The organism is Streptomyces sp. NPDC039609, assembly GCF_055596705.1.
Window position 1 is genome coordinate 343,600 of the sequence record NZ_JBVIUJ010000006.1, and the last position, 22,082, is coordinate 365,681.

A 22,082-nucleotide genomic window follows, 5' to 3' on the forward strand; every position below is an offset into this window, starting at 1 on the left:
AGAGGGCATATGCGCGGACTCCGACCGGGGCCGTGGGCCGGGCGGTCAGTGGGCTCCGAGAACCATCCACTTGTCCGGGTTGCCCAGGGACTCGAAGCCGACCTTCTCGTACACACCGTGCGCGTCGGCAGTGGCGAGCATGATGCGGCGCAGCCCGTACGGCTCCAGGTGGTCCCGGACCGCCGTGACCAGAGCGGTGCCGAGCCCCGTACCGCGGGCGGGCCGGTCGACGTAGACGTCGCAGAGCCAGGCGAAGGTGGCGTGGTCGGTGACGACTCGGGCGTAGGCGGCGATCTCGCCCGTCCCGCGGTGGTACGCGGCGAAGTTGAGGGAGCCGTCGATGGCCCGGTCCTGGGTGTCGCGGGGGCGGTCGAGCGCCCAGTAGGCGTCGGTGGAGAGCCAGTGGTGGATCCGGGCCCGGTCGAGCCGCCCGGGGTGGGTGGAGATCTCGTACGCGCCGTGCGTGAGGGCCGGTGGGGTGGTCGGATTGGTCATGGACGGAAGGCTTCCAGTCCGTCGCGGCGACTGTCACTCGATTTCGGGCGCCCGTCTCACGACGTGAACACCGCTACCGCCCGTGTGTGTCTCACGGCGTGAACGCATCGACCGCCCGTGTGTCTCACGGCGTGAGCTCGTCGACCGCCGTCCGGAGCCGCCGCACGCCCTCGGCGATCTCGGCGCGTCCCGCCACGCCCGCGAAGCTCAGGCGGATGTGGCCGGCGGGGGGTTCGGCGCAGAAGTAGGGGCGGCCGGGGGCGACGGCGACACCCGCGCGGAGGGCGCCTGCGACCAGGGCGGTTTCGGGGAGCGTGTCGGGCAGCCGGAGCCAGAGCTGGTAACCGCCGGAGGGAATGTGCGGGAGTGCCAGCTCCGGGAGGTGGAGGGTGAGGGCCGCGGTCATGGTGTCGCGACGGTTCCTCAGCTCCTGGGAGACGGCGCGCAGATGGCGGCTCCAGGCGGGCGAGCCGACCAGTTCGAGGGCGGCCTCCTGGAGCGGGCGGGCGACGAAGAAGCTGTCGACGACCTGGATGGCGCGCAGCCGTTCCAGTACGGGGCCGCGGGCGGCGAGCGCGCCGACGCGCAGGCTCGGCGAGGTGGGCTTGGTCAGGGAGCAGACATGGACGACGACGCCGTCCGGGTCCTCGGCGGCGAGGGGCGCGGGCAGCGGGGCGGCGTCCTCGTGGACCAGTCGGCGGGCGAAGTCGTCCTCGACGACGAAGGCGCCGGCCGCGCGGGCGATCCGGACGACCTCGCGCCGGCGCTCGGCGCCGAGGACGGCGCCGGTCGGGTTCTGGAAGAGCGGCTGGCCGACGAAGACCCGGGCTCCGGTCGCGCGGAAGGCGGCTTCCAGCAGGTCGGGGCGGACGCCGGCGGTGTCGGCCGGGACGGGGACGGGACGCAGGCCGGCCGCGCGGGCGATGGCGAGCATCCCGGGGTAGGTCGGCGACTCGACGAGGACGTGCGTGCCGGGTGGGGCGAGGGCCCTCAGCGCGGTGGTGATGGCGGACTGGCCACCCGCGGTGATGAGGACGTCGGCGGCGGTGACGGTGCCGCCGATCTCGCGGGCGAACCACTCGCGCAGCTCGGGCAGGCCGTCGGTGGGCGGCCGGCCCCAGGCGCCGGGGCGGCGGCCCGCGCGGGCCAGTGCGGCGGCCATGGCCCGTTCGGGCTGCAGCGAGGGGTGCAGATAGCCGCCGTTGAACTCGACGACGCCCGGCGGCGGCGCCGACAACGTCACGAGCACGCCGGACGCGTCGACGGCCCGGGGGACCAGCTCGGTCGCCGTGTCGGCGCTCAGCGCCACCTCCTGCCAGGAGGTGTCCCCCACGACGGGCGTCCGCGTGCGGGGCTCGGCCCGGAACGCCCCGGCTCCCGGCCGGGTGACGACGAGGCCCTCGGCGGCGAGCTGGGCGAGGGCCCTGGTGACCGTCACCGGGGAGACGCGGAAGCGCTCGACGAGGGCACGACTCGATGGCAGCTTTCCTCCGGGTGAGTAGCGGTCCAGTTCCGCCCTCAGGGAGTTGGCCAGGTCACCCACACTGCTACGCTCATGCATGACAGCACAGAATAGCGCTACTCCCACTACGGCGATAGCGGTCGGCAGCACCACCACCGCCTCTCCGCAGACCCGCGGCACGCTCCTCGCCGCGCTGGGAGTGGTCTCGTTCTCCCTCACCTTCCCCTCCACCGCCTGGGGCCTGGAGAGCTTCGGTCCCTGGTCCCTGGTGGCCCTGCGCTCGACGCTCGCCGCGATCGTCGCGGGCGCGTTCCTGCTCGCGATGAGGGTCCCGCTGCCCGAGCGGCGCCACTGGGCGGGGCTGGCCGTCGTCGCCGGAGGTGTCGTGGTGGGCTTCCCGCTCCTGACGACGCTCGCGCTGCAGACCTCCACGACCTCGCACGCCGCCGTGGTCGTCGGTCTGCTGCCGCTCACCACGGCGACCTTCGCCGCGATCCGTACGGGCCGCCGCCCGTCGCGCACGTTCTGGATCGCGGCCCTCGCCGGCGCGGCGGTGGTCATCGCCTTCACGGTCCAGCAGAGCGGTGGCGCCCTGTCCACGGGCGATCTGTACCTCTTCGGCGCGCTTCTGGTCTGCGCGGCCGGATACACCGAGGGCGGCAGGCTCGCCCGGCTCATGCCGGGCTGGCAGGTCATCGGCTGGGCGCTGATCCTCTGCCTGCCGCTGATGGTCGTCGGCTCGGTCGTCGGGATCTCCCTCGAGCCCGTCCGACTGAGCGCCCACGGCGTCATCGGGCTGGTCTGGGTCGCGGCCGGCTCCACCTTCTTCGGCATGTACGTCTGGTACGGGGGCATGGCGGCGATCGGCATCCCCAGGGCGAGCCAGCTCCAGCTCGCGCAGCCACTGCTGACCCTGGTCTGGTCGGTCTCGCTGCTCGGCGAGTCCCTGCCCCTCGCCGCGCCGCTCGCCGCCGTCGCGGTCCTGGTCTGTATCGCGGTGACCCAGCGCGCGAAGAGCTGAACGCGCGCATGGGGGTGATGCGGGTCACAATGGCGGACGTAGACTCCGAAATAGGGCAGGCACGGCCGCGAGGAGGTCACCCCGATGCAAGCGACAGTGGGCGACAAACTGCTGGTGCACGGCCGGACCGTCGGTCAGCACGACCGTACGGCCGAGGTCCTTCAGGTACTGGGAGAGAACGGCACCCCTCCGTACCGGGTGCGTTTCGACGACGACGGCCACGAGGCCCTGATGGCACCGGGCCCCGACACCGTCGTGCGTCACCACGAGAAGACGTGAGGCGAGGCGCCTAGCGCGGCGGGAGGACCGCGGTCGGGTAGTGATCGGCCACCACGGCGGCCATCGCCCCGATCCGGTCCGACGTGACCTGCGACGCCGAGAAGAAGCAGTGCCCGCCCACCCCCGCGTAGTCGTCGGCGAGCGTCAGGTGGCGGGAGAGTTCCCGGGGGTCCTGCCAGGCGGTCGTCTGGGTGAGGTCGCCGCACTTGTACAGGGCCTCGCCGATGTAGAGGTCGACGCCGGTGCCCCGGACCACCGCGTCCCACCAGGGCACGAGCGTGGCGTAGTCGGCGGTGGCGAAGCCGATGTTCCAGTACAGCTGCGGGATCACGTAGTCGATCCACCGCTCCCTGATCCACTTCCTCGAGTCCGCGTACAGGTCGTCGTAGCTCTGGAACCCCATCGGGGTGTCCGAACCCGCCGGGTCGTTGGAGAGGTTGCGCCAGATCCCGAAGGGGCTGATCCCGAAGATCTGCTTCGCGTCGATCCCCTTGATCCGGGCGGCCGTCTCGGAGACCAGGAGGTCGACGTTGTTCCGCCGCCAGGCCGCCCGGCTCGCGAAACCCCCTCCGTGCTGCTCGTAGGCCTCGTCGTCGTCGAAGGTCTCGCCGGCGACCGGGTACGGATAGAAGTAGTCGTCCCAGTGCACGGCGTCGATGTCGTACCGGCGGACGGCGTCGAGCATCGCGTCCTGGACGAAGCGACGCACCTCGGGCAGGCCGGGGTTGTAGTAGAGCTTCCCGCCGTACGTCACGATCCACCGCGGGTTGCGCCGGGCCGGGTGGGTGGTGGTCAGCCGGCTGAGATCCGTGTGATTCGCCACGCGGTACGGGTTGAACCAGGCGTGCAGCTCGAGGCCCCGCTTGTGGGCCTCGTCGACGGCCGTCCCCAGAGGGTCCCAGCCCGGATCGCGGCCCTGCACCCCGGTGAGGCACTCCGCCCATGGCTCGTGCGGCGAGGGCCACAGGGCGTCCGCGCTCGGCCGCACCTGGAGGATGACGGAGTTCAGCCTGCGCTCGACGGCCATGTCCAGATGGGCGCGGAGTTCGGCCCGTTGCCGGTCGGGAGTGAGGCCCGGGCTGGACGGCCAGTCGACGTTGGCGATCGTCGCCAGCCACATGCCGCGAAACTCACTCGCCGCTTTCCGCTTTTTTCGTACCGATGCGGTCATGTCGGCACGCTCCTGGCCGGCGGCACCCGGCGCACCCACGCCACCGGCGGCGGAAATTGCCGCCAGAGCCGTGCCCGCCACAAACCCTCTTCTGCCGATGGGTCCCATTTGTCACCCCTCAGGTGTTGGATACGTCACACGCACGAGCAGATCATGCCCGCCCCGGACGATCGATCATCGGTTAATGAGCGGTAACGTCGTGGGGTCGAGGCGGACGCACCGGAATCACACGGGCCCGCCGCCAGAGAAGAGCGAAAGGCACGAGGTGACGGACTCCATGGCCGACATTGAGCGCGTCGGAGTGGTGGGCTGCGGCCAGATGGGCGCAGGCATCGCGGAGGTGTGTGCCCGCAGCGGCCTCGAGGTGAAGGTCGCCGAGACCACCGGCGAAGCGCTGGAGATCGGTCGCACGCGGCTCTACAACTCACTCGCGAAGGCCGCCGAACGCGGCAAGATCAGCGAGGAGGAGCGCGACGCGACGCTGGCGCGACTCAGCTTCACCACCGACCTGGGCGAATTCGCCGACCGCGACCTCGTCATCGAGGCCGTCGTCGAGAACGAGCAGGTCAAGACCGAGATCTTCCAGGTGCTCGACCAGGTGGTGACCCGGCAGGACGCGATCCTCGCCTCCAACACCTCCTCGATCCCCCTGGTGAAGCTCGCCGTGGCGACCTCGCGCCCCGACCAGGTCATCGGCATCCACTTCTTCAACCCGGCCCCGGTGCAGAAGCTCGTCGAGCTGATCCCGGCCCTCACCACCTCCGAGGGCACGATCAGCCGTGCGCAGGTCTTCGCCGAGAAGGTGCTCGGCAAGCACGCCATCCGCGCCCAGGACCGGTCCGGGTTCGTGGTCAACGCGCTGCTCGTCCCGTACCTGCTCTCGGCGATCCGGATGTTCGAGTCGGGCATCGCGAGCCGCGAGGACATCGACAACGGCATGGAGTTCGGCTGCGCCCACCCGATGGGCCCGCTGAAGCTCGCCGACCTGATCGGCCTGGACACCATCGTGTCGATCGCCGATTCCATGTACACCGAGTACAAGGAGCCGCTGTACGCCGCTCCCCCGCTGCTCCAGCGGATGGTGGACGCGGGCCGGCTCGGCCGCAAGAGCGGCTCGGGCTTCTACCCGTACCCCTGAGCCCCACGATCACCGTTCGGCCCGTACACCCGCACAGGTACGGGCCGTTCGGCGTTCCACACCACCGTCGACCGGGCCTGCGTGGTCAGCCGAGCCGCAGATGGTGCAGCATCAGCAGCCCCGCGGCCATGTTGGCGGCCGGGATCTCGCCCCGTCCGATCATGTCGGGGACCAGTTTGAGCGGTATCCACTCACGTCGGGAGGACTCGAAGTCGTCCTCGGGCGGGCCGATGTATGTGGCCTCCTCGGTCCAGTAGAGGTGGTGCCGGGCATCGGTGAGGCCGTTGGACGGCTCGACGGTGAGGAGATGACGGAGGGGCCCCGGGCGCCAGCCCGTCTCCTCCTCCATCTCGCGGGCCGCGGCCGTCACCAGGTCCTCGCCGTCCTCCACGACACCGGCGGCCAGCTCCCAGCCCCAGCTGTCCGTGATGAAGCGGTGCCGCCAGAGCATGAGGACTTCGTTGGCCTCGTTGACGGCGGTCGCGACGGCGACCGGGCGTAGCCGGATCAGATAGTGGTCGAGGTGGCGGCCGTCCGGGAGTTCGACGTCCGCGAGGTTCACCCGGAACCAGCGGTTCTCATAGACAGGTTGTTCGCTCAGTTTCGTCCACTGCACGTTTCTGCCACCTTCCGATTGGTCGGTGGCAATATGGCAGCAGTCCTGGGCTCACAGGGGAACGCGCAGCGCTCCGTCGATGAGTTCGGCCGCCTCACGCGCGTCCCCGCAGTCGCTCGCCAGCAGGTGTTCCCGTACGAGCCGCAGCCGGTCACGCAGCCGCTGCGACTCCATCCCGCGCGCCCGCTCGGTCATCTCCACGGCCGTCCGCGCCGCCTCGTCGGCCTCGCCCTGCCGCAGCTCGATCTGGCACAACATCGCCAACCGGTGCACCCTGCCCCGGTCGTGCGCCGGCGTCTCCACCGCCGCCCGCGCGTGCTCCCGCGCCCCCGGAAGATCACCCAGACTGAGCAGCGCCTCGGCGACCTGCACATTGACGAGCCCCGGCTGCACATAGCCCGTCTCCGCCGGCTCGTGCCCGAAGGAGATCCGCTCGGCCTCCGCCTCCGCCCGTCTGATGCAGGTCAACGCGGCCGCACCGTCGCCGAGATGGGCGTACGCCTTCGCCTGCATCGCGGAGAGATCCGCGGCGAGTGCGGGGGTGATCTGCCGCCCGGCCGCCCGCAGCGCCGCCTCGGCGAACGCCACCGCCTGCCGGTACTCCCCCATGAACAGCGACTGGTTGACGAGCAGCGCGATCACATAGGCGCCGAGGCCGCGGTCCCCGCTCGCCTTCGCCAGCCGCAGCGCCTGGTGGAAGTAGCGCTGCGCGAGTCCGTGCGCGTCGGAGTCGTACGCGCAGATGCCGGCCACCGCCACAAGACCGCCCGTGGCGCGGTGCAGCCGGCGGCCCAGACCGTCGCTGTACGCGCCCCGAAGCAGCGGCGCGGTCTCGGCGTTGAGGAAACCCACGATCCGCATGCGGGTCGCGATGCCGCCGGCCTTGCGGTACATCTGCTCGTAGTGCGCCCGGGCGGCGCTGAGCATCGTGATGTCGGCCATCGACACCCGGGTCCGGCCGTCACGGGACACATCGGCGTCCTCCGGCGGGTTCTCCCACTCCCAGACCGGCATCACGGCCGGAGTGCCCGTGACGGCCTGCGCGCCGAGTATGTGCGGCCGCTGCTGCTCGTCGGAGCGCCAGAGCGCGGTGGCCCGCTCGACGAACCCCGACAGCGGCGAACCGTGCGCGAAGGCGCCGCCGCCCGGCACGCCCAGGCCGATGTCGTCGAGGGTGACCGCCCGGTGCAGCCGCGTGGCCAGCACCTCGCAGATCAGGTCGGGGACCTGTCCGCGCGGCCGCTGCCCCTTCAACCAGCGGGCGACGGCCGTGTGTTCGTACCGCAGGGCGAGGCCCCGCGAGCGGCCCGCCTGGTTCACATGGGCGGCCAGTCCCGCGTGGGAGATGCCCGCCTCGTCGAGCAGGGCGTCGAGCAGGGTGTTGGGCTGCATGGGCCCCTCCGAGTAGCTCGGTCCGCGGGCACGCCCAGCGTAGCCGCGGGTGGTTTCACACGGGGTGTGAACGAAGTACTTGTTTTCCTGGTCCGTGCACTCTGCCGCCGTTCCGTCCGGACCGGTTGACTGAGCGCCTCGCCGCAAGGCGACCGGGCCGCCGGCTCCCCCTCGTACAGTGCGGCGGCCCCTCCGCGCCACCCGCCCTGCCGATCTGCCCGACACTCCGTGGCAGTGCGGGTGGCGCCGGCCTCATGTCCCATCGCTCACTAGTGAGGGGAGGGCGCAGGTCGGGTACGGCGCAGCCCGGGTTCGGCGGGCTGCGCCGGGACCCGCATCCGGTCGTTGCGGACGACCAACAGGGCGACGTCGTCGGCGAGCCGGCCGCGGGTGTGCCGCAGGAGGGCGGTGTGCACCCGGTGGACGAGCGCGGCGGGCGAGACGGACGCGTCACGGGCGGCCTCGGCCAGGACCGCTTCGAGGGCGAAGAAGCGGCCGGCCCCGTCACGGGCGTCCTCGGCACCGTCGGTGTGCAGGAACAACGCCTCGCCCGGCAGGAGCCGGGTGCAGGGGTAGGGGGAGAGATCGGCGGGCAACGGGAAGGCGCCGAGCGGCGGGAGCGGGTCGGCGACGGGGACGGGCTCCACCCGGTGTCCGATGCGGTACGGGCCGGGGTGCCCGCAGTTGAGCGCGTACACCTCCCCGTCCGGACGGATCTCCAGGAGCAGCACGGTGACGAACTCCTCGGACGCGGGATGCTCCGGCTCACGTCCGGCACAGGACGCTGGGTGCTCGTCGCGGGCCCGCTCGCGCAGATGTCTGCCGAGTGCCCGGTCGAGTCGGCGCAGCACGCCTCCGAGTTCGGGCTCGTCGTGGGCGGCCTCGCGGAAGCTGCCGAGCACGGCGACCACGGCGCCGAGGGCGGCGAGCCCATGGCCCCGGACGTCCCCGATGACGACCCGTACGCCGTAGGGGGTGGCCACCGCCTCGTACAGATCCCCGCCGACGGTCGCGCCCCGTGAGGCGGAGAGCTGGCCGGCGGCGACGGACAGACCGTCGAGCCGGGGCGCCGGAGGGCGCAGCAGCACACGCTGGGTGGCATGGGCGATGGCCCGCATCCGCTCCAGTTCGCGCGAGAGTCCGCGGCGGATGCCGAGGATCAGCCCGGTGCCGACGGTGAAGAAGACCACGCTGGTCGCGATGCGCATGGGCAGGCCCGGTTGCTGGGCCAGTGGACAGCCGAGTTTCCAGGTCACGGCCACGGCACCCCAGAGGGTGGGAAGGGCGAGTGGTCGCAGCCGGCGCAGCCGGGAGTCGTAGGAGAGCAACGTCCTGGTACGGATCATGCACGGCCCTTCCTGAGGCCCTGCAGCGCCCGAAGGCCCTGCGGCACACAGGCCCGCCCCTGTGGCCGCGTCGATTCTGCCGACCGCACGGGGGGCGGGGGAACAGCGACCGGACATCTCACCCGAAGGAGTGAGCGCCCCGGCGCGCCGTGGCGCGCCACCCGTCCGCCACCCGCACAGAAGGCGCAGTCCCGCACGGGTGCGCCCCCTCGGCCTCAGGTCGTCGTACGGCGCACGGCCTCCGCGTAGCGGCCCCCGGCCCGGTGCCACCGCGCCCGCGCCAGGTGCTCGCGCACCCGGCGCCGGGGTGCCGTCGTGTCCGTCGTCGTGTCCACGAAGCACCCCTACGCAAGGACCTTCGCCTTCGGCCTGTGGTGCACGGCGTTTCCCGCGAGGTGCCGGACGACGTACTCCGCGTCCCTGCCGGCGCCACCGATGAGCATCGACGCGAAGGCGTACTGGAAGGCCAGGCCGACGAAGTACAGCCCGGGCGACGAGGACACCACGCCGCGTTCCTCGAGCGGCCGGCCGTCGTCGTCCGTGACCGGGATGTCGATCCAGGAGAGGTCCTGCCGGAAGCCGGTGCACCAGACGACGTTGGCGACGTCGAGCACACGGCCCCCGTCGAGGACCGGCAGCCCGTCGCGCACACCGAGGGTCCGTTCCGGGACCATCTCGACGCCGGCGCGGGAGAGGTCGGCCCGCTTGATCCGAGCGCGGGCTTGTCAGGCCGAGGCACCCGGGGGAACGCGCAAGGGCATCGAGGGCGAACGCCGAAGGGGGCCGGCCCGGTGGTCACCGGTCCGGCCCCCTCCTGGGGTCAGCGCGTTCAGGCGCCGCGCAGCACCGCGCCCGTGCGGTCGGCCGCGAGGGCCACGGCCGCGTCGCGCGCGGCGCTGGCCTCGTCGACCGTGAGGGTGCGGTCCGTGGCACGGAACTTCAGCGCATAGGCCAGGGACTTCTTGCCCTCGCCGAGCTGGTCGCTCGTGTACACGTCGAACAGCCGGATGGACTCGAGGAGTTCACCGGCGCCGTCGCGCAGCGCGGCCTCGACCGTGGCGGTGGGGACCGCCGCGTCGACGACCAGGGCGACGTCCTGGGTGGCCACCGGGAAGGAGGAGATGCTCGGGGCCTTCAGCGGTCCCTCGCTCGCCTTCTCCACCAGGTCCAGGTCCAGCTCCATCGCGCAGGTGCGGTCCGGCAGGCCGAGCGCCTTCACGACGCGCGGGTGCAGCTCGCCGCCGTGGCCGACGAGGACCTGCTCGCCGTCCACGACCACGTGGAACGCGGCGCAGCGGCCGGGGTGCCACGGGGCGTGCTGGTCGGCGCCGACGATCAGCTCGACACCGGCCTCGGCGGCCACCGTGCGCGCCGCCTGGATGGCGTCGGCCCAGTCGGACGGGCGGCCCTTGCCCCACCAGCCGGCCTGCTCGCGGGCGCCGGCGAGGACGACGGCGACACGACGCGGCTGCGCGGGCAGCGCGGCGTTGACCGTGGCGATCTCCTCGTCGGTGGGGCGACGGTCGACGGGCAGTCGCACCGCGACACCCGGCTGGTCGCCCGGACGGAAGACCAGACCGGTCTCGAAGAGCGCCAGGTCGTGGCTGCCGCGTCCGTCGTTGCGGCGCAGCGCGCCGAGCAGGCCCGGCAGCAGCGTCGTACGGAGCGCGGGCTCCTCGTCGGAGAGCGGGTTGACGAGCGTGACCACGCGGCGGCGGGCGTCGTCCGCGTCCAGGCCGAGCTGGTCGAAGACCTGAGCCCCGATGAACGGGTAGTTCAGCGCCTCCACGTAACCGGCGCCGGCCAGCGCGCGGCCGACCCGGCGGTGGGTGCGCTGGCGCTCGGTGAGGCCACGCCCGGCGGGCGGCTTGGGCAGCGTCGAGGGCAGGTTCTCGTAGCCCTCCAGGCGGATGACCTCTTCGGCCAGGTCGTTCGGCACGAACAGGTCGGGGCGCCACGACGGAACGGTGACGACGAGCTCGTCCTGCCCGTAGACGTCGCAGCCGATCTCCTGGAGGCGGCGGACGACGGTCTCGCGTCCGTAGTGGACGCCCGCGACCTTGTCCGGGTGGTTCGCCGGCATGGTGACCGTGCGGGGCGCGGACGGGGCGACGATCTCGGTGACACCGGCCTCGGCCGTGCCGCCCGCGAGCAGCACGAGCAGGTCGACGCAGCGCTGCGCGGCGGCGGCCGCGGCCTGCGGGTCGACCCCGCGCTCGAAGCGCTTGGACGCCTCGGAGGCCAGCCTGTGCCGGCGGGCCGTGCGGGCGATCGAGATCGCGTCGAAGTGCGCGGCCTCGATGACGACCTCGGTGGTGCCCGTGACGATGCCCGTCTCGGGGTCGATCACCGGGTCGGCGATCTCCGTGTGGGCGCCGCCCATCACACCGGCAAGGCCGATGGGGCCGCTGTTGTCGGTGATCAGCAGGTCCCCGGAGTCGAGGACGCGCTTGACACCGTCGAGCGTGGTGATCGTCTCTCCGGCGGCGGCACGGCGGACCCCGATGGGGCCGTCGAGCCGGGTGCGGTCGTAGGCGTGCAGCGGCTGACCGAGCTCCAGCATCACGTAGTTGGTGATGTCCACGGCGAGCGAGACCGTGCGCATGCCGGCCTTCTGGAGCCTGCGCTGCATCCAGATGGGGGTGCGCGCCTCGGGGGTGACCCCGACGACCGTACGGGCCGTGAAGCGGTCGCAGCCGATCGGGTCGGCGACCTGGATCGGGTAGCCGTAGGAGTTCGGCACGGGCACGTCGAGGAGCGCCGGGTCGCGCAGCGGCAGGCCGTACGCGATGGCGGTCTCACGGGCGATGCCGCGCATCGAGAGGCAGTAGCCACGGTCGGGCGTGACGGCGATGTCGAGGACCTCGTCGTACAGCTCCAGGAGCTTCGTGGCGTCGATACCGATCTCGAGCTCGGGCGGCAGCACGATGATGCCGTGCGAGCCGTCGTCGCCCATGCCCAGCTCGTCGCCGGAGCAGATCATGCCGCGGGAGACCCGGCCGTACGTCTTGCGCTCGGCGATCCGGAAGTCACCGGGGAGCACGGCGCCGGGCAGCGCCACGACGACCTTGTCGCCCTCGGCGAAGTTCCGGGCGCCGCAGATGATCTCCTGGGGCTCACCGGTGCCGTTGGCCTGGCCGACGTCGACGGTGCAGAAGCGGATGGGCTTCTTGAACTCCGTCAGCTCCTCGATGGTGAGGACCTTGCCGACGACCAGCGGGCCGGTCAGGCCGGCGCCGAGCTGCTCGACGGTCTCGACCTCGAGTCCTGCCGGAATGAGCTTGGCCTGGACGTCGCGTCCGGTCTCCGTCGCCGGCAGGTCGACGTACTCCCGCAGCCAAGAAAGCGGGACCCGCATCAGATCTCCATCCCGAACGGCCGGGTGAATCGGACGTCACCCTCGACCATGTCTCGCATGTCTTCGACGTTGTGGCGGAACATCAGCATCCGCTCGATGCCGAACCCGAAGGCGAATCCGCTGTACTTCTCCGGGTCGACGCCGCAGGCGACGAGCACCTTGGGGTTGACCATGCCGCAGCCGCCGAGCTCGATCCAGCCCTCGCTGCCGCAGGTGCGGCAGGGACGGTCCGGGTTGCCGACGGACTCGCCGCGGCAGACGTAGCAGAGCATGTCCATCTCGGCGGACGGCTCGGTGAACGGGAAGAAGTTCGGGCGGAGACGGGTCTTCATGTCGGGCCCGAAGAGCGCCTGGACCATGTGGTCCAGCGTGCCCTTGAGGTCCGCCATGGTCAGGCCCTCGTCGACGGCGAGCAGCTCGATCTGGTGGAAGACCGGGGTGTGCGTGGCGTCGAGCTCGTCGGTCCGGTAGACGCGGCCGGGGCACACCACGTAGACCGGGGGCTCCCGGTCGATGAGCGTGCGGGCCTGCACCGGGGAGGTGTGCGTCCGGAGCACGACACCGGACTCGTCGCCGGTGGTGCCCTCGGGGCCCTGGACGAAGAAGGTGTCCTGCATCTGGCGCGCCGGGTGGTCCGGGACGAAGTTGAGGGCGTCGAAGTTGAACCACTCCGCCTCGACCTCGGGACCCTCGGCGACCTCGTACCCCATGGAGACGAAGACGTCGGCGACCCGCTCCATGAGCGTGGTCAGCGGGTGGCGGGCGCCGGCCGGTACGCGGTCGTACGGCAGGGTGACGTCCACCGCCTCCTCGACCAGGACGCGGGCGTCGCGCTCGGCCTCGAGCTCGACCTGGCGGGCGGCGAGGGCCTTGGAGACGGCGCCGCGGGCCTGGCCCACGAGCTTGCCGGCGGCGGCCTTGGCCTGCGGCGGCAGCGCGCCGATCTCGCGGTTGGCCAGCGCGAGCGGCGAGGTGCCACCGGTGTGCGCGACCTTCGCGTGCGCGAGCGCGTCGAGGTCACCCGCGGCGGCGAAGGCGGCGAGCGCCTCGTCCCGCATGCGCTCGATCTCTTCCGGTTTCAAGGCCTCGACCTCGACCGGGTCGTACGACTTATTGGGTGCGGACATCTCTTCCCGTGCTTCCGTTTGGCTGGCTGGGCGGCCCCGCTCGACGACAAGGGCGCAAACGTGCCAAAGGTCGAGTCTAACGGGGTGCGAGGACGCGAATGAGCCCGTGGGCGGCCGGGGCGGCTGGTGATCTCGTCAGGCGAGATAGGCCGGGGCGCCGACGGGCAGGATAAATCGGAACTCGGCGCCGCCGCGGGGACCGCGGCCGACGGTGATCGTGCCGCCGTGGGCCTCGACGATGCCCTTGACGATGTAGAGGCCGAGTCCGGTGCCACCGCGCTTGCTCCCCCGCCAGAAACGGGTGAAGACACGGCCCATCGACTCCTCGGGGATGCCGGGGCCTTCGTCGCTCACGGTGACCGCCGTTCCCTTCTCTCCGTCGGTGGTGGCGCAGGTGGGTGCCACCTCGATGGTGACGGTTCCCTCGCCGTGGCGCACCGCATTTTCCAGCAGGTTGCCGAGGACCTGGTCGACCTTGTCGGGGTCGGCCCACAGATCGGGCAGCTGCGGCTGGACCCGTACGAAGAAGCGGTCCGGGGACTGGCCGCCGGTGGTGTGGGCCTGGATGTGACGGCCGACGGCGGCGGCGATGTCGACGGGCTGGCGGCGGACCTCGAGCCGTCCGGAGTCGATCCGGGAGATGTCGAGGAGCTCGGCGATGAGCCGGGTGACGCGGTTGGCGTCGGCGTCGACGGTCTCCAGCATCAGCCGCTTCTGGTCGTCGGTGAACCGCTCCCACTTGGCGAGCAGGGTCGCCGTGAAGCCCTTGACGGAGGTCAGGGGCGAGCGCAGCTCGTGGGCGACGGTGGCGATGAGCTCGGCGTGGCTGCGTTCCGTACGGCGCCGGGCCTCGGTGCCGCGCAGCGAGACGACGACGCGGCGGACGGGTCCGGTGGGGTGCTCGCGGATGTAGCGGGCGGAGACCAGGACCTCACGGCCGCCGGGCAGCAGCAGATTGCGCTCGGGCTGGCCGCGGCGGGTGGCGAGCCCGCCGTACGGGTCGGTGAGGCTCCACCAGCGGCGGCCCTTGAGGTCCTCCAAGGGCAGCGCCTGCTCCAGCGGGAGGCCGAGGGCCTGACCGCCGGGAACGGAGGTGATGCGGCTGGCGGCGGCGTTGAAGCAGACGACCCGGCCCGTGGCGTCGGCGACGACGAGCCCGTCGGGCAGGTCGTCGGGGTCGATGCCGGGGCTGTCGGGTGCCGTTCCGGAGGACCCGTCCGGGTCCTCCGGGGCAGGCGGCTCGGCACTCCGTGCGTGTGTGGGACTGTCCGTGCCGACCGTCATCCCCGTTCCCCACCCCTCCGTGTAGCGCAGTGGGCCCCCGAGCCCGTCACCCTACTAGGTGGACGTGGCCGAGTGGACCCCCTCAGGCGGAGGTTCGGGGGCGCTGGGCACGCGCGGAGGCGTACAGGCACACGGCGGCGGCCGTCGCGAGGTTGAGGCTCTCGGCCTTGCCGTGGATCGGTACGCGCACCACCGCGTCGGCGAGCGCGCGGGTCTCCTCCGGGAGCCCCCAGGCCTCGTTGCCGAAGACCCAGGCGGTGGGCCCGCCCATGGTGCCGGCGTCCAGCTCGTCGTCGAGGTCGTCCTCCCCGGCCCCGTCGGCGGCGAGGATCCGTACGCCCGCGCTCTTCAGGCCGGCGACGGCCTGCTCGACCGGGACGCCGACGACGACCGGGAGATGGAAGAGGGAACCTACGGAGGCGCGGACGGACTTGGGGTTGTACAGGTCGACGGAGGCGTCGGTGAGGACGACGGCGTCGGCGCCGGCCGCGTCGGCGCAGCGCAGCACGGTGCCGGCGTTCCCCGGGTCGCGTACGTGCGCGAGGACGGCGACCAGCTTGGGCTTGGCGGCGAGGATCTCCTCGAAGGGCGAGTCGAGGAAGCGGCAGACGCCGACGAGGCCCTGCGGGGTGACGGTCTGGGAGACCTCGGCGAGGACGGCGTCGGGGGCGAAGTGGACCCGGGCCCCGGCCGCGCGGGCGGCGTCGACGATCGTGGCGTACCGCTCGGCGGCCTCGACGGTGGTGAAGAGCTCGACGAGGGTGGGCTCACCCGTGCCGCTGCGGTGCTCGACGGCCTCGCGGACGGCCTGCGGGCCCTCGGCGATGAAGAGGCGGTCCTTGCCCCGGAAGTTGCGCTTGGCGAGCCGCCTGGCGGCGACGACGCGCGGGGAACGCGGGGAGATCAGCTCGGGGGTACCCATGGGGTCGGTGGCTCTTTTCGGGGGTCCGGGCGGGTGAAGGGGCTGGTGTGCTCCGAACACGACCGGACCCGCAGGCCCGAAGGCCTGCGGGTCCGGTGCAGAAGATCTGCGGCCTGGAGATCAGGCAGCGGCCTTCGGGGCGTTGACGTCGGCCGGAAGGGCCTTCTGCGCGACCTCGACCAGCGCGGCGAACGCGTTGGAGTCGTTGACGGCCAGCTCGGCGAGGATCTTGCGGTCCACCTCGATGTTGGCGGCCTTCAGACCCTGGATGAGGCGGTTGTACGTCATGCCGTTCTGGCGGGCAGCGGCGTTGATGCGCTGGATCCACAGCTGACGGAAGTCGCCCTTGCGCTTCTTGCGGTCGTTGTAGTTGTAGACCAGGGAGTGGGTGACCTGCTCCTTGGCCTTGCGGTACAGGCGCGAACGCTGACCGCGGTAGCCGGAGGCCGCCTCGAGGATCGCCCGGCGCTTCTTGTGGGCGTTGACTGCCCGCTTGACGCGTGCCACTTCTTAACTCCTTGTAGCGGGGTCGCGGTGGTACTCACACGACCCGGAAAACGGATGGGTCCCGGACTTGGCCGGATGCCCTCGTCGCCGAGGGCGGGAGATCAAGCTCAGATGCCCAGCATCTTCTTGATCTTGGCCGCGTCGCCCGGGGCCATCTCGGCGTTGCCGGTGAGGCGACGCGTCAGCTTGGACGACTTGTGCTCGAGCAGGTGGCGCTTGCCGGCGCGCTCGCGCAGCACCTTGCCGGAGCCGGTGATCTTGAAGCGCTTCTTGGCACCGGAGTGCGTCTTGTTCTTCGGCATCGCGCCGTTCTCTCCTCGTCAGTGGCGCTCCCTCCCGGTGCGAACACCGGACATACGGGAGCGTCAGTTCTTCGTTTGGTGGTTCCGGGCGAGGCCCGGGGCTGTCTGGGTGACAGCCCCTCGGGTCACGCCTCGGGGTTCTCGGCCTCGGCGGAAGCCTCGGCCGAAGCCTCCTCGACCGGAGCCTCGGCGGTCTCGTCGGACGAAACGCCCTGACGCTCCGCCTTGCGCGCGGCCTGGGCCTCACGCGCCTCGGCCATGGCCTCGGTCTTCTTCTTGTGCGGGCCAAGAACCATGATCATGTTCCGGCCGTCCTGCTTCGGGTTGGACTCGATGAAGCCAAGCTCCTCGACGTCCGAAGCCAGCCGCTGCAGCAGCCGGAAACCAAGCTCGGGGCGGGACTGCTCACGACCACGGAACATGATCGTGATCTTGACCTTGTCGCCCTGCTTGAGGAACCGGACGACGTGACCCTTCTTGGTGTCGTAGTCGTGCGGGTCGATCTTCGGCCGGAGCTTCATCTCCTTGATGACCGTGTGCGCCTGGTTCTTGCGCGCCTCACGGGCCTTCATGGCCGACTCGTACTTGAACTTCCCGTAGTCCATGAGCTTGCACACGGGCGGACGGGCGTTCGCCGCGACCTCGACCAGGTCGAGGTCGTACTCCTGTGCGAGCTCCAGGGCCTTGGCAAGCGGAACAATCCCGACCTGCTCGCCGCTGGGACCGACAAGTCGCACCTCGGGAACGCGAATCCGGTCGTTGATGCGGGGCTCGGCGCTGATGGATCCTCCTCGGTAGCACCACGCGACCGCCTGGCGGACGGACGCGTATGTCTGTTTCAGTGAGACCAACCGCGCCGGGATATGAAAAACGCCCCGGACGGGACACAGGCGGGGCTCCACGGAAATACCGGAGCACCGCCGCGGTGAACCGCGGGGCGCACATCGGGTGGCTCCATCGTCCGTACGGAACGATGGGCGCCACCTGACCGGTGACCCGCCGCCCGCGAGGGCGGCCAGGTGGGAGATCGGAGCCTCCACTTGTGGGCCGGGCACACACGTGTCCGGCCGGTCGTTACACAAGGTTAGCACCGACTGCCCGGGTTCGCTAACCGAGGCCGACGGGTGGGAGGAAGGGCCGCCCGGCTTATCGTGTGGGCATGAGCGAGACGCCCCACTCCCCCGAGTCCCCCGACTTCGACGACATGACCCGTGACATCGCGGAGGTCCCCGCGGTCGAGGTCATCGTGACCGTCGCGGTGAACCTGATGAGCGCCGCCGCGGTGAAGCTGGGCCTCACCGAGGACGGCGAGAAGCACAAGGACCTCGACGAGGCGCGGAAGCTGGTCCACGCCCTGGCGGGCCTCCTCGACGCCGGCGCGACGGAGATCAGCTCCTTCCACGCGGCGCCGCTGCGGGACGGCCTGAAGTCCCTGCAGCTGGCCTTCCGCGAGGCCTCCCTCATCCCGGACGAGCCGGGCCAGGGACCGGGCGAGAAGTACACGGGGCCGGTGTACGGCTAGAACGTCGAGACGGCGCCGGGACGACCGGCCCGCGGGGGTACGGGGGTCGCCCCCCGGACGAACGCAGCCACCGGGCCGGTGTACGGCCAGGCCGTCGAGACCGTGGCACCGGGACGACGCTACGACGCGTTCTCTCGTACGTAGAAGGGCTCGCCCGGAGGCGTGGCCGTGGCCGGCAGGAGTGCCAGGTCGAGGCCGCGCACCAGGCGGGCCCTCAGTGTTTCGTCGGCGGCCAGGGAACGGGCAACCCGCTGCGCGGCCTCCGCGGGGGCGGCGGCGTCGGCCAGGACGAGCGCGAGGGTGCCGTCCGCGCTGCCGGGGCCGAGATGGGCGCGCAGGACCGCGGGCTCGGCGGCGACCGCGTTCCGCACCGCCTCCCGTACCGCCGGGTCGTCCAGCGGGTCCGCGCTGGTGCGGCCCTCCGCGAGGGCCAGCAGCACGGGGCCGCTCAGCTGGTACGGAACGGGTCCCGCCAGGTCGAGGACGACGGTGTCGGCCTTCTCGTGCGCGGCGGCCTGCAGCGCCTGGTGCAGGGGAACGGCGACGGGCCGGGCGGCCGGGTCCCACAGCGCGAGCGAGGCGATCGAGGTGAACGCGGGCAGCGCCCGCCGGTCGCCCGCGGTGAGCGTGGGCACGGCCATGTCGCTGGTCTTCTCGCGGCGAAGACCCGTCTCGGGGTCTTCCTCGACCTCGCCGAGGACGGCCACGATGGGGACGAGCAGGCGCGCGTCCCGCAGGGCCTCCAGGACGGGGCCGTGGGCGGTTCTGTCCTCCGCCCAGGCCGCGAGGGCCGCGGCGAGCCGCGGGTCGGCGGTACCGTCGTCGTCGGAGAAACCTGGGTCAGGGATGTTCTTGAGCGCCACGTACCGAGCCTAACCGCCGCTCCCGGGCCGCTTTCCCAGCGGGTCGACGGCTCACGCACAGGCCACACCCAGGCGGCGTTCCCAGCGTCCCGCCCATGCCCCGTCCACGTCTCGCCCTGCCGGCCGTCGTGCTCGCGGCGGCCGCCCTGTGCGCGCCCGCCGTGCGCCCGGCCGATCCCGTTCCGACCGCCTCGCGGCCCACCATGGAGGAGAAGGCCACCGTGACCGTGGAAGTGGATCTCGACGCCGTCCTCATGGAGGCGGTCGGCCCCGTCGTCGCCACGAGCGACGCGTCCTTGTCGGTCGGGGTGCTCGATCTCGAGACCGGGCGCTCGGCCGCGTACGGCGGTGCGGGACGGACGTACGACACCGCCAGCGTCGTGAAGCTCGACATCCTCGCGGCCCTGCTGCTTCGCGCGCAGGACGAGGGACGGGAGCCGACCGCGGCGGAGCGGACGGCCGCCGCCGCGATGATCGGGCGCAGTGACAACGCGTCGGCGACCACTCTCTGGCAGACCATCGGCGGGGCCGAGGGGCTCGACGCGGCGAACGCGCGGCTCGGGCTCTCGGAGACGACCGGGGCCGCGGCATGGGGGCTGACCCAGACCACGGCGGCCGACCGACTGACCCTGCTGGCTGCCGTGTTCGGAACGGATTCGCCGCTGGAAGCGGAGTCCCGCGCGTACGCCACGGAGCTGATGGAGTCCGTGGTCGCCGGGCAGGACTGGGGAGTGTCCGCGGCAGGCGACGGGCCGGCGCTGAAGAACGGGTGGCTGCCGCGGGAGACGACCGGCAGGTGGGACATCAACAGCGTGGGACGGGTGACGGCCGACGGACGGGTCTACCTGGTGGCGGTGGTGTCCGACGGGCACTCCACGAAGGAGGCCGGGATCGGGCTCGTGGAGGACGCGGCCCGTGCGGCGGTCAGCGCGGTGGGCGCGGTCCTGTAGCGCGGCTTCCGCGCCAGAGGACGACCGCGGCGGCGAGCAGCAGCGCGCCGAGGCCGCCGGCGGTGGGGGCGAGCAGGCCGATCGGCCTGCCGTCGTCGGGGGCGGCCTGCGGTCCGGGGCCGAAGTACCGGCCGGCGTAGCCGGAGGTGGCGCTCTTGGGGTCGCCGCCCTTGAGCTTGAGACCGGCCTCGATCGCGGCTGCCGGGTCGACGGTGCCGTACCCCTTGGCGTCGCTGCGGCCGTCCTTGGGCCGGTTGCGGGCGGTGTCGATGAGGAGCTGCTTGACCTGGGCGGGGGTCAGCTCCGGGTGGGCTGCGCGGACCAGCGCCACGGCGCCGGAGACGAAGGCGGCGGCGGCGCTGGTGCCCCAGCCCTCGTAGTAGCGGCGGTCGGGGTTGGCCATGACGATGTCGACGCCGGGGGCGCTGACGGTGGCGTACCACCGGCGGGTGGAGAAGGATGCGCGAGTGCCGAAGCGGTCGACGGCGGTGACGGCGATGACGCCGGGGTAGGCGGCCGGGTACGAGATGTGGTCGCCCTTCTCGCCCCCGTTGCCGGCCGAGGCGACCACGGAGACGCCCTTGGAGAGGGCGTACTGGACGGCCGCGTCCTCGCCGGCGTCGGCATGGGCGGACTTGGAGTCGTCGCCGAGGGAGAGGTTGATGACGTCGGCGCCGTGGTCCGTGGCCCAGCGGATGCCTTCGGCGAGTGCGGTGCCCCGGGTCTTGCGCGCCTTGTCACGCGCCTTGTCGGTGCCTTCGAGGATGACCCGGACGGGCAGGATCTCGACCTTCGGCGCGATGCCGAGGACGCCGTCCTGGCGGCCCGGGCCGTGGCCGTGTCCGGCGATGATGCCGGCCATGGCTGTGCCGTGAACGGCCCAGGTGCTCTCGCCCCGCTCGGCGCCGAAACCGACGAGGTCCTTGCCGTCGAGGACCGAGCCGGCGAGGTCGGGGTGGTCGGCGTCGACACCGGTGTCGAGGACGGCGACGGTGATGCCCTCGCCCTTGGTGGTTCGCCACGCCTCGGTGGTGTGCATGGCTTCGAGGCCCCACTGGCGCGCGCGGATGGTGTCGGCGTACGCGGGGGTGGTGGTGGCGGGGAGGACGGCGAAGGCGGTGGCGAGGACGGCCGCGAGGGCACGGCGACGGTTCACTGGTCGTCGTCCTTCTTCGCTGCCGCGGCGAGTGCGGCGCGCAGTCCGCGTTCGACGCGGTCGGCGACGCCCTTGGCCTCGTGGCCGAGGCCGGCCTGGGCGGGGGCGCTGCTCTGTTCGGCGGCCATGGCGCGTCCGGCGGGCTCGGGGGCGGCGACGGGGCGGCCGTCGGCGAAGCCGGAGACGGCGGTGACGACGACGGGGAGGTCGGCGAGGGGGCGCGTGAACCAACTGGCGCGCTGCGCGGCGCCGAAGCGGGCGGCGACGGTACCGGGGGCGGCGAGCGCCGGGGGGACGTCGGCGGCGATCCGCGCGGCTCCCTCGTCGGCGAGGGAACGGGTGGCTTCGGGCTCGGCCTGGGTGAAGACGAGTCCGACGGTGACGACGCTGCTGGCGGTGGCGTCGGTGTAGGTGGCCCGCAGGACGCGGTCGCAGCCGACCGCCTGCACGGCCGTGAGCAGGCTCTTCTGCAGGACGGCGGCCGAGCAGGGCGCGTCGGCCGCGACGACGACCCGTGTCCAGGTGCGGTCGGCGGCGCCGGGGCCGGCGCCGGGGCCGGCGAGGGTACGGGGGAAGAGGGTGTCGACGGGGACGTCGTGCCACAGGCCCTTGGCCTGCTCGTACCCCGCGGGTTCGGCGGCTGTTCCGGCGTCGGTGGCGGCGAGCACGGCTCCGGCGACGGCCCCGCCGATGAGCCCGACCCCGAGGACGAGACAGACCCCGGCGGCGACGACCGGCCCGGTCCGCCGCTCACGGATGGGCCGCAGCCGGGTGGTGGTCTCGACGGGCGTCTCGGGCGGCACCGTGAAGGGGCGGTACGCGGCGTGGTGGTGGCGCGGGGGCTCTGAGCGCAGGGGCTCGGGCCTGGAAGGCACGGCGTGCGCGGACGCGGACCGGGGAGGCACGGGGTGCGCGGACGCGGACCGGGGAGGCACGGGGTGCGCGGACGCGGACCGGGGAGGCACGGGGCGTGAGGGCTCGGTGGCGCGGATGGGCCGGAGGCGGGTGGTCGTCTCGACCGCGGGCAGATCGGAGGCGGGCGCGGGGCCCACGGGGCGCGGGGAGGGGACGGCGCCGGGCGGTCGGTGGCCGCTACCGGCGGTGGGCGCGGTACGCGGAACGGCCATGGGCTGCTGCGGAGGCACACCGGGGGCGCCGCCGGCGGGGGTGG

22 protein-coding genes are annotated in these 22,082 nt (G+C 72.4%); 5 read left to right on the top strand and 17 right to left on the bottom strand.

The features are described 5' to 3' along the window. Positions 1–45: 45 nt before the first annotated feature. Both ACZ561_RS19865 and ACZ561_RS19870 read right to left on the bottom strand, forming a co-directional pair. Positions 46–495, bottom strand: coding sequence for a GNAT family N-acetyltransferase (locus ACZ561_RS19865; RefSeq protein ID WP_470996597.1), 450 nt, complete (start codon positions 493–495; stop codon positions 46–48). A gap of 124 nt (positions 496–619) precedes the next feature. After that, the gene (locus ACZ561_RS19870) at positions 620–2,056 is read right to left on the bottom strand and encodes an aminotransferase-like domain-containing protein (RefSeq protein WP_470996600.1); all 1,437 of its coding nucleotides are present in this window, start codon (positions 2,054–2,056) and stop codon (positions 620–622) included. Between ACZ561_RS19870 and ACZ561_RS19875 the strand changes: the two genes are divergently transcribed. Then, positions 2,055–2,978, top strand: coding sequence for a DMT family transporter (locus ACZ561_RS19875; protein ID WP_470996603.1), 924 nt, complete (start codon positions 2,055–2,057; stop codon positions 2,976–2,978). The two genes, ACZ561_RS19870 and ACZ561_RS19875, sit on opposite strands and share 2 nt — an antisense overlap. 84 nt (positions 2,979–3,062) lie before the next feature. Beyond that, a complete protein-coding gene (locus ACZ561_RS19880) occupies positions 3,063–3,257 on the top strand; it encodes a DUF1918 domain-containing protein (RefSeq protein WP_376434555.1) in 195 nt (64 codons plus the stop codon). A 10-nt stretch (positions 3,258–3,267) separates the two neighbouring features. Here the strand turns inward: ACZ561_RS19880 and ACZ561_RS19885 are convergent, their stop codons facing one another. Further along, positions 3,268–4,536, bottom strand: coding sequence for a glycoside hydrolase family 10-like protein (locus ACZ561_RS19885; protein WP_470996606.1), 1,269 nt, complete (start codon positions 4,534–4,536; stop codon positions 3,268–3,270). A gap of 169 nt (positions 4,537–4,705) precedes the next feature. On the opposite strand from ACZ561_RS19885, the gene ACZ561_RS19890 reads away from it, so the two are divergent. Beyond that, positions 4,706–5,566 carry a 3-hydroxybutyryl-CoA dehydrogenase gene (locus tag ACZ561_RS19890; protein ID WP_470996608.1) on the top strand — a complete coding sequence of 287 codons (861 nt, stop codon included), beginning with the start codon at positions 4,706–4,708 and terminating at the stop codon, positions 5,564–5,566. A gap of 85 nt (positions 5,567–5,651) precedes the next feature. On the opposite strand, the gene ACZ561_RS19895 is transcribed toward ACZ561_RS19890, so the two are convergent. The 11 genes from ACZ561_RS19895 to infC form a co-directional block, all read right to left on the bottom strand. Next, positions 5,652–6,182, bottom strand: a complete 531-nt coding sequence (locus ACZ561_RS19895; RefSeq protein WP_329122662.1) for an NUDIX hydrolase — start codon at positions 6,180–6,182, stop codon at positions 5,652–5,654. 51 nt (positions 6,183–6,233) lie between these two features. After that, positions 6,234–7,574: a transcriptional regulator gene (locus ACZ561_RS19900; protein WP_470996611.1), complete on the bottom strand. Its 1,341-nt coding sequence runs from the start codon at positions 7,572–7,574 to the stop codon at positions 6,234–6,236. Between the two features lie 269 nt (positions 7,575–7,843). Continuing rightward, a complete protein-coding gene (locus ACZ561_RS19905; RefSeq protein WP_470996614.1) occupies positions 7,844–8,920 on the bottom strand; it encodes a PP2C family protein-serine/threonine phosphatase in 1,077 nt (358 codons plus the stop codon). A gap of 344 nt (positions 8,921–9,264) precedes the next feature. Beyond that, a complete protein-coding gene (locus tag ACZ561_RS19910) occupies positions 9,265–9,594 on the bottom strand; it encodes a hypothetical protein (RefSeq protein WP_470996617.1) in 330 nt (109 codons plus the stop codon). 155 nt (positions 9,595–9,749) lie between these two features. Continuing rightward, positions 9,750–12,278, bottom strand: a complete 2,529-nt coding sequence (gene pheT, locus ACZ561_RS19915) for a phenylalanine--tRNA ligase subunit beta (protein WP_470996620.1) — start codon at positions 12,276–12,278, stop codon at positions 9,750–9,752. Continuing rightward, positions 12,278–13,405: a phenylalanine--tRNA ligase subunit alpha gene (gene pheS / locus ACZ561_RS19920; protein ID WP_376434536.1), complete on the bottom strand. Its 1,128-nt coding sequence runs from the start codon at positions 13,403–13,405 to the stop codon at positions 12,278–12,280. The genes pheT and pheS overlap by 1 nt, the downstream gene beginning before the upstream one ends. 135 nt (positions 13,406–13,540) lie before the next feature. Beyond that, positions 13,541–14,689 carry a sensor histidine kinase gene (locus tag ACZ561_RS19925; RefSeq protein WP_470996623.1) on the bottom strand — a complete coding sequence of 383 codons (1,149 nt, stop codon included), beginning with the start codon at positions 14,687–14,689 and terminating at the stop codon, positions 13,541–13,543. A gap of 82 nt (positions 14,690–14,771) precedes the next feature. Continuing rightward, entirely contained in the window at positions 14,772–15,611 is an 840-nt protein-coding gene (locus ACZ561_RS19930) for a TrmH family RNA methyltransferase (protein ID WP_376434532.1), read from the bottom strand. A gap of 120 nt (positions 15,612–15,731) precedes the next feature. Next, positions 15,732–16,118 (bottom strand): 50S ribosomal protein L20, encoded by a 387-nt coding sequence (rplT, locus tag ACZ561_RS19935; RefSeq protein ID WP_043227974.1) that lies wholly within the window; start codon positions 16,116–16,118, stop codon positions 15,732–15,734. 107 nt (positions 16,119–16,225) lie between these two features. Further along, complete coding sequence (rpmI, locus tag ACZ561_RS19940; protein ID WP_019884943.1) at positions 16,226–16,420, bottom strand: 50S ribosomal protein L35; 195 nt, start codon at positions 16,418–16,420, stop codon at positions 16,226–16,228. Positions 16,421–16,545: 125 nt separating this feature from the next. Next, the gene (gene infC, locus ACZ561_RS19945; RefSeq protein ID WP_470996626.1) at positions 16,546–17,271 is read right to left on the bottom strand and encodes a translation initiation factor IF-3; all 726 of its coding nucleotides are present in this window, start codon (positions 17,269–17,271) and stop codon (positions 16,546–16,548) included. Between the two features lie 308 nt (positions 17,272–17,579). Between infC and ACZ561_RS19950 the strand changes: the two genes are divergently transcribed. Continuing rightward, positions 17,580–17,942 carry a DUF1844 domain-containing protein gene (locus ACZ561_RS19950; RefSeq protein WP_329122634.1) on the top strand — a complete coding sequence of 121 codons (363 nt, stop codon included), beginning with the start codon at positions 17,580–17,582 and terminating at the stop codon, positions 17,940–17,942. 119 nt (positions 17,943–18,061) lie between these two features. Here the strand turns inward: ACZ561_RS19950 and ACZ561_RS19955 are convergent, their stop codons facing one another. Then, entirely contained in the window at positions 18,062–18,805 is a 744-nt protein-coding gene (locus tag ACZ561_RS19955) for an SseB family protein (RefSeq protein WP_470996629.1), read from the bottom strand. 95 nt (positions 18,806–18,900) lie between these two features. On the opposite strand from ACZ561_RS19955, the gene ACZ561_RS19960 reads away from it, so the two are divergent. Next, on the top strand, positions 18,901–19,755 hold the full coding sequence (locus ACZ561_RS19960) for a serine hydrolase (protein ID WP_470996632.1): 855 nt from the start codon (positions 18,901–18,903) through the stop codon (positions 19,753–19,755). Here the strand turns inward: ACZ561_RS19960 and mycP are convergent. Together mycP and ACZ561_RS19970 are read right to left on the bottom strand one after the other, a co-directional pair. Next, positions 19,730–20,911: a type VII secretion-associated serine protease mycosin gene (gene mycP, locus ACZ561_RS19965; protein WP_470996635.1), complete on the bottom strand. Its 1,182-nt coding sequence runs from the start codon at positions 20,909–20,911 to the stop codon at positions 19,730–19,732. The two genes, ACZ561_RS19960 and mycP, sit on opposite strands and share 26 nt — an antisense overlap. Continuing rightward, a complete protein-coding gene (locus ACZ561_RS19970; protein WP_470996638.1) occupies positions 20,908–21,786 on the bottom strand; it encodes a hypothetical protein in 879 nt (292 codons plus the stop codon). Before ACZ561_RS19970 ends, mycP begins: the two co-directional genes overlap by 4 nt. Positions 21,787–22,082: the final 296 nt, after the last annotated feature.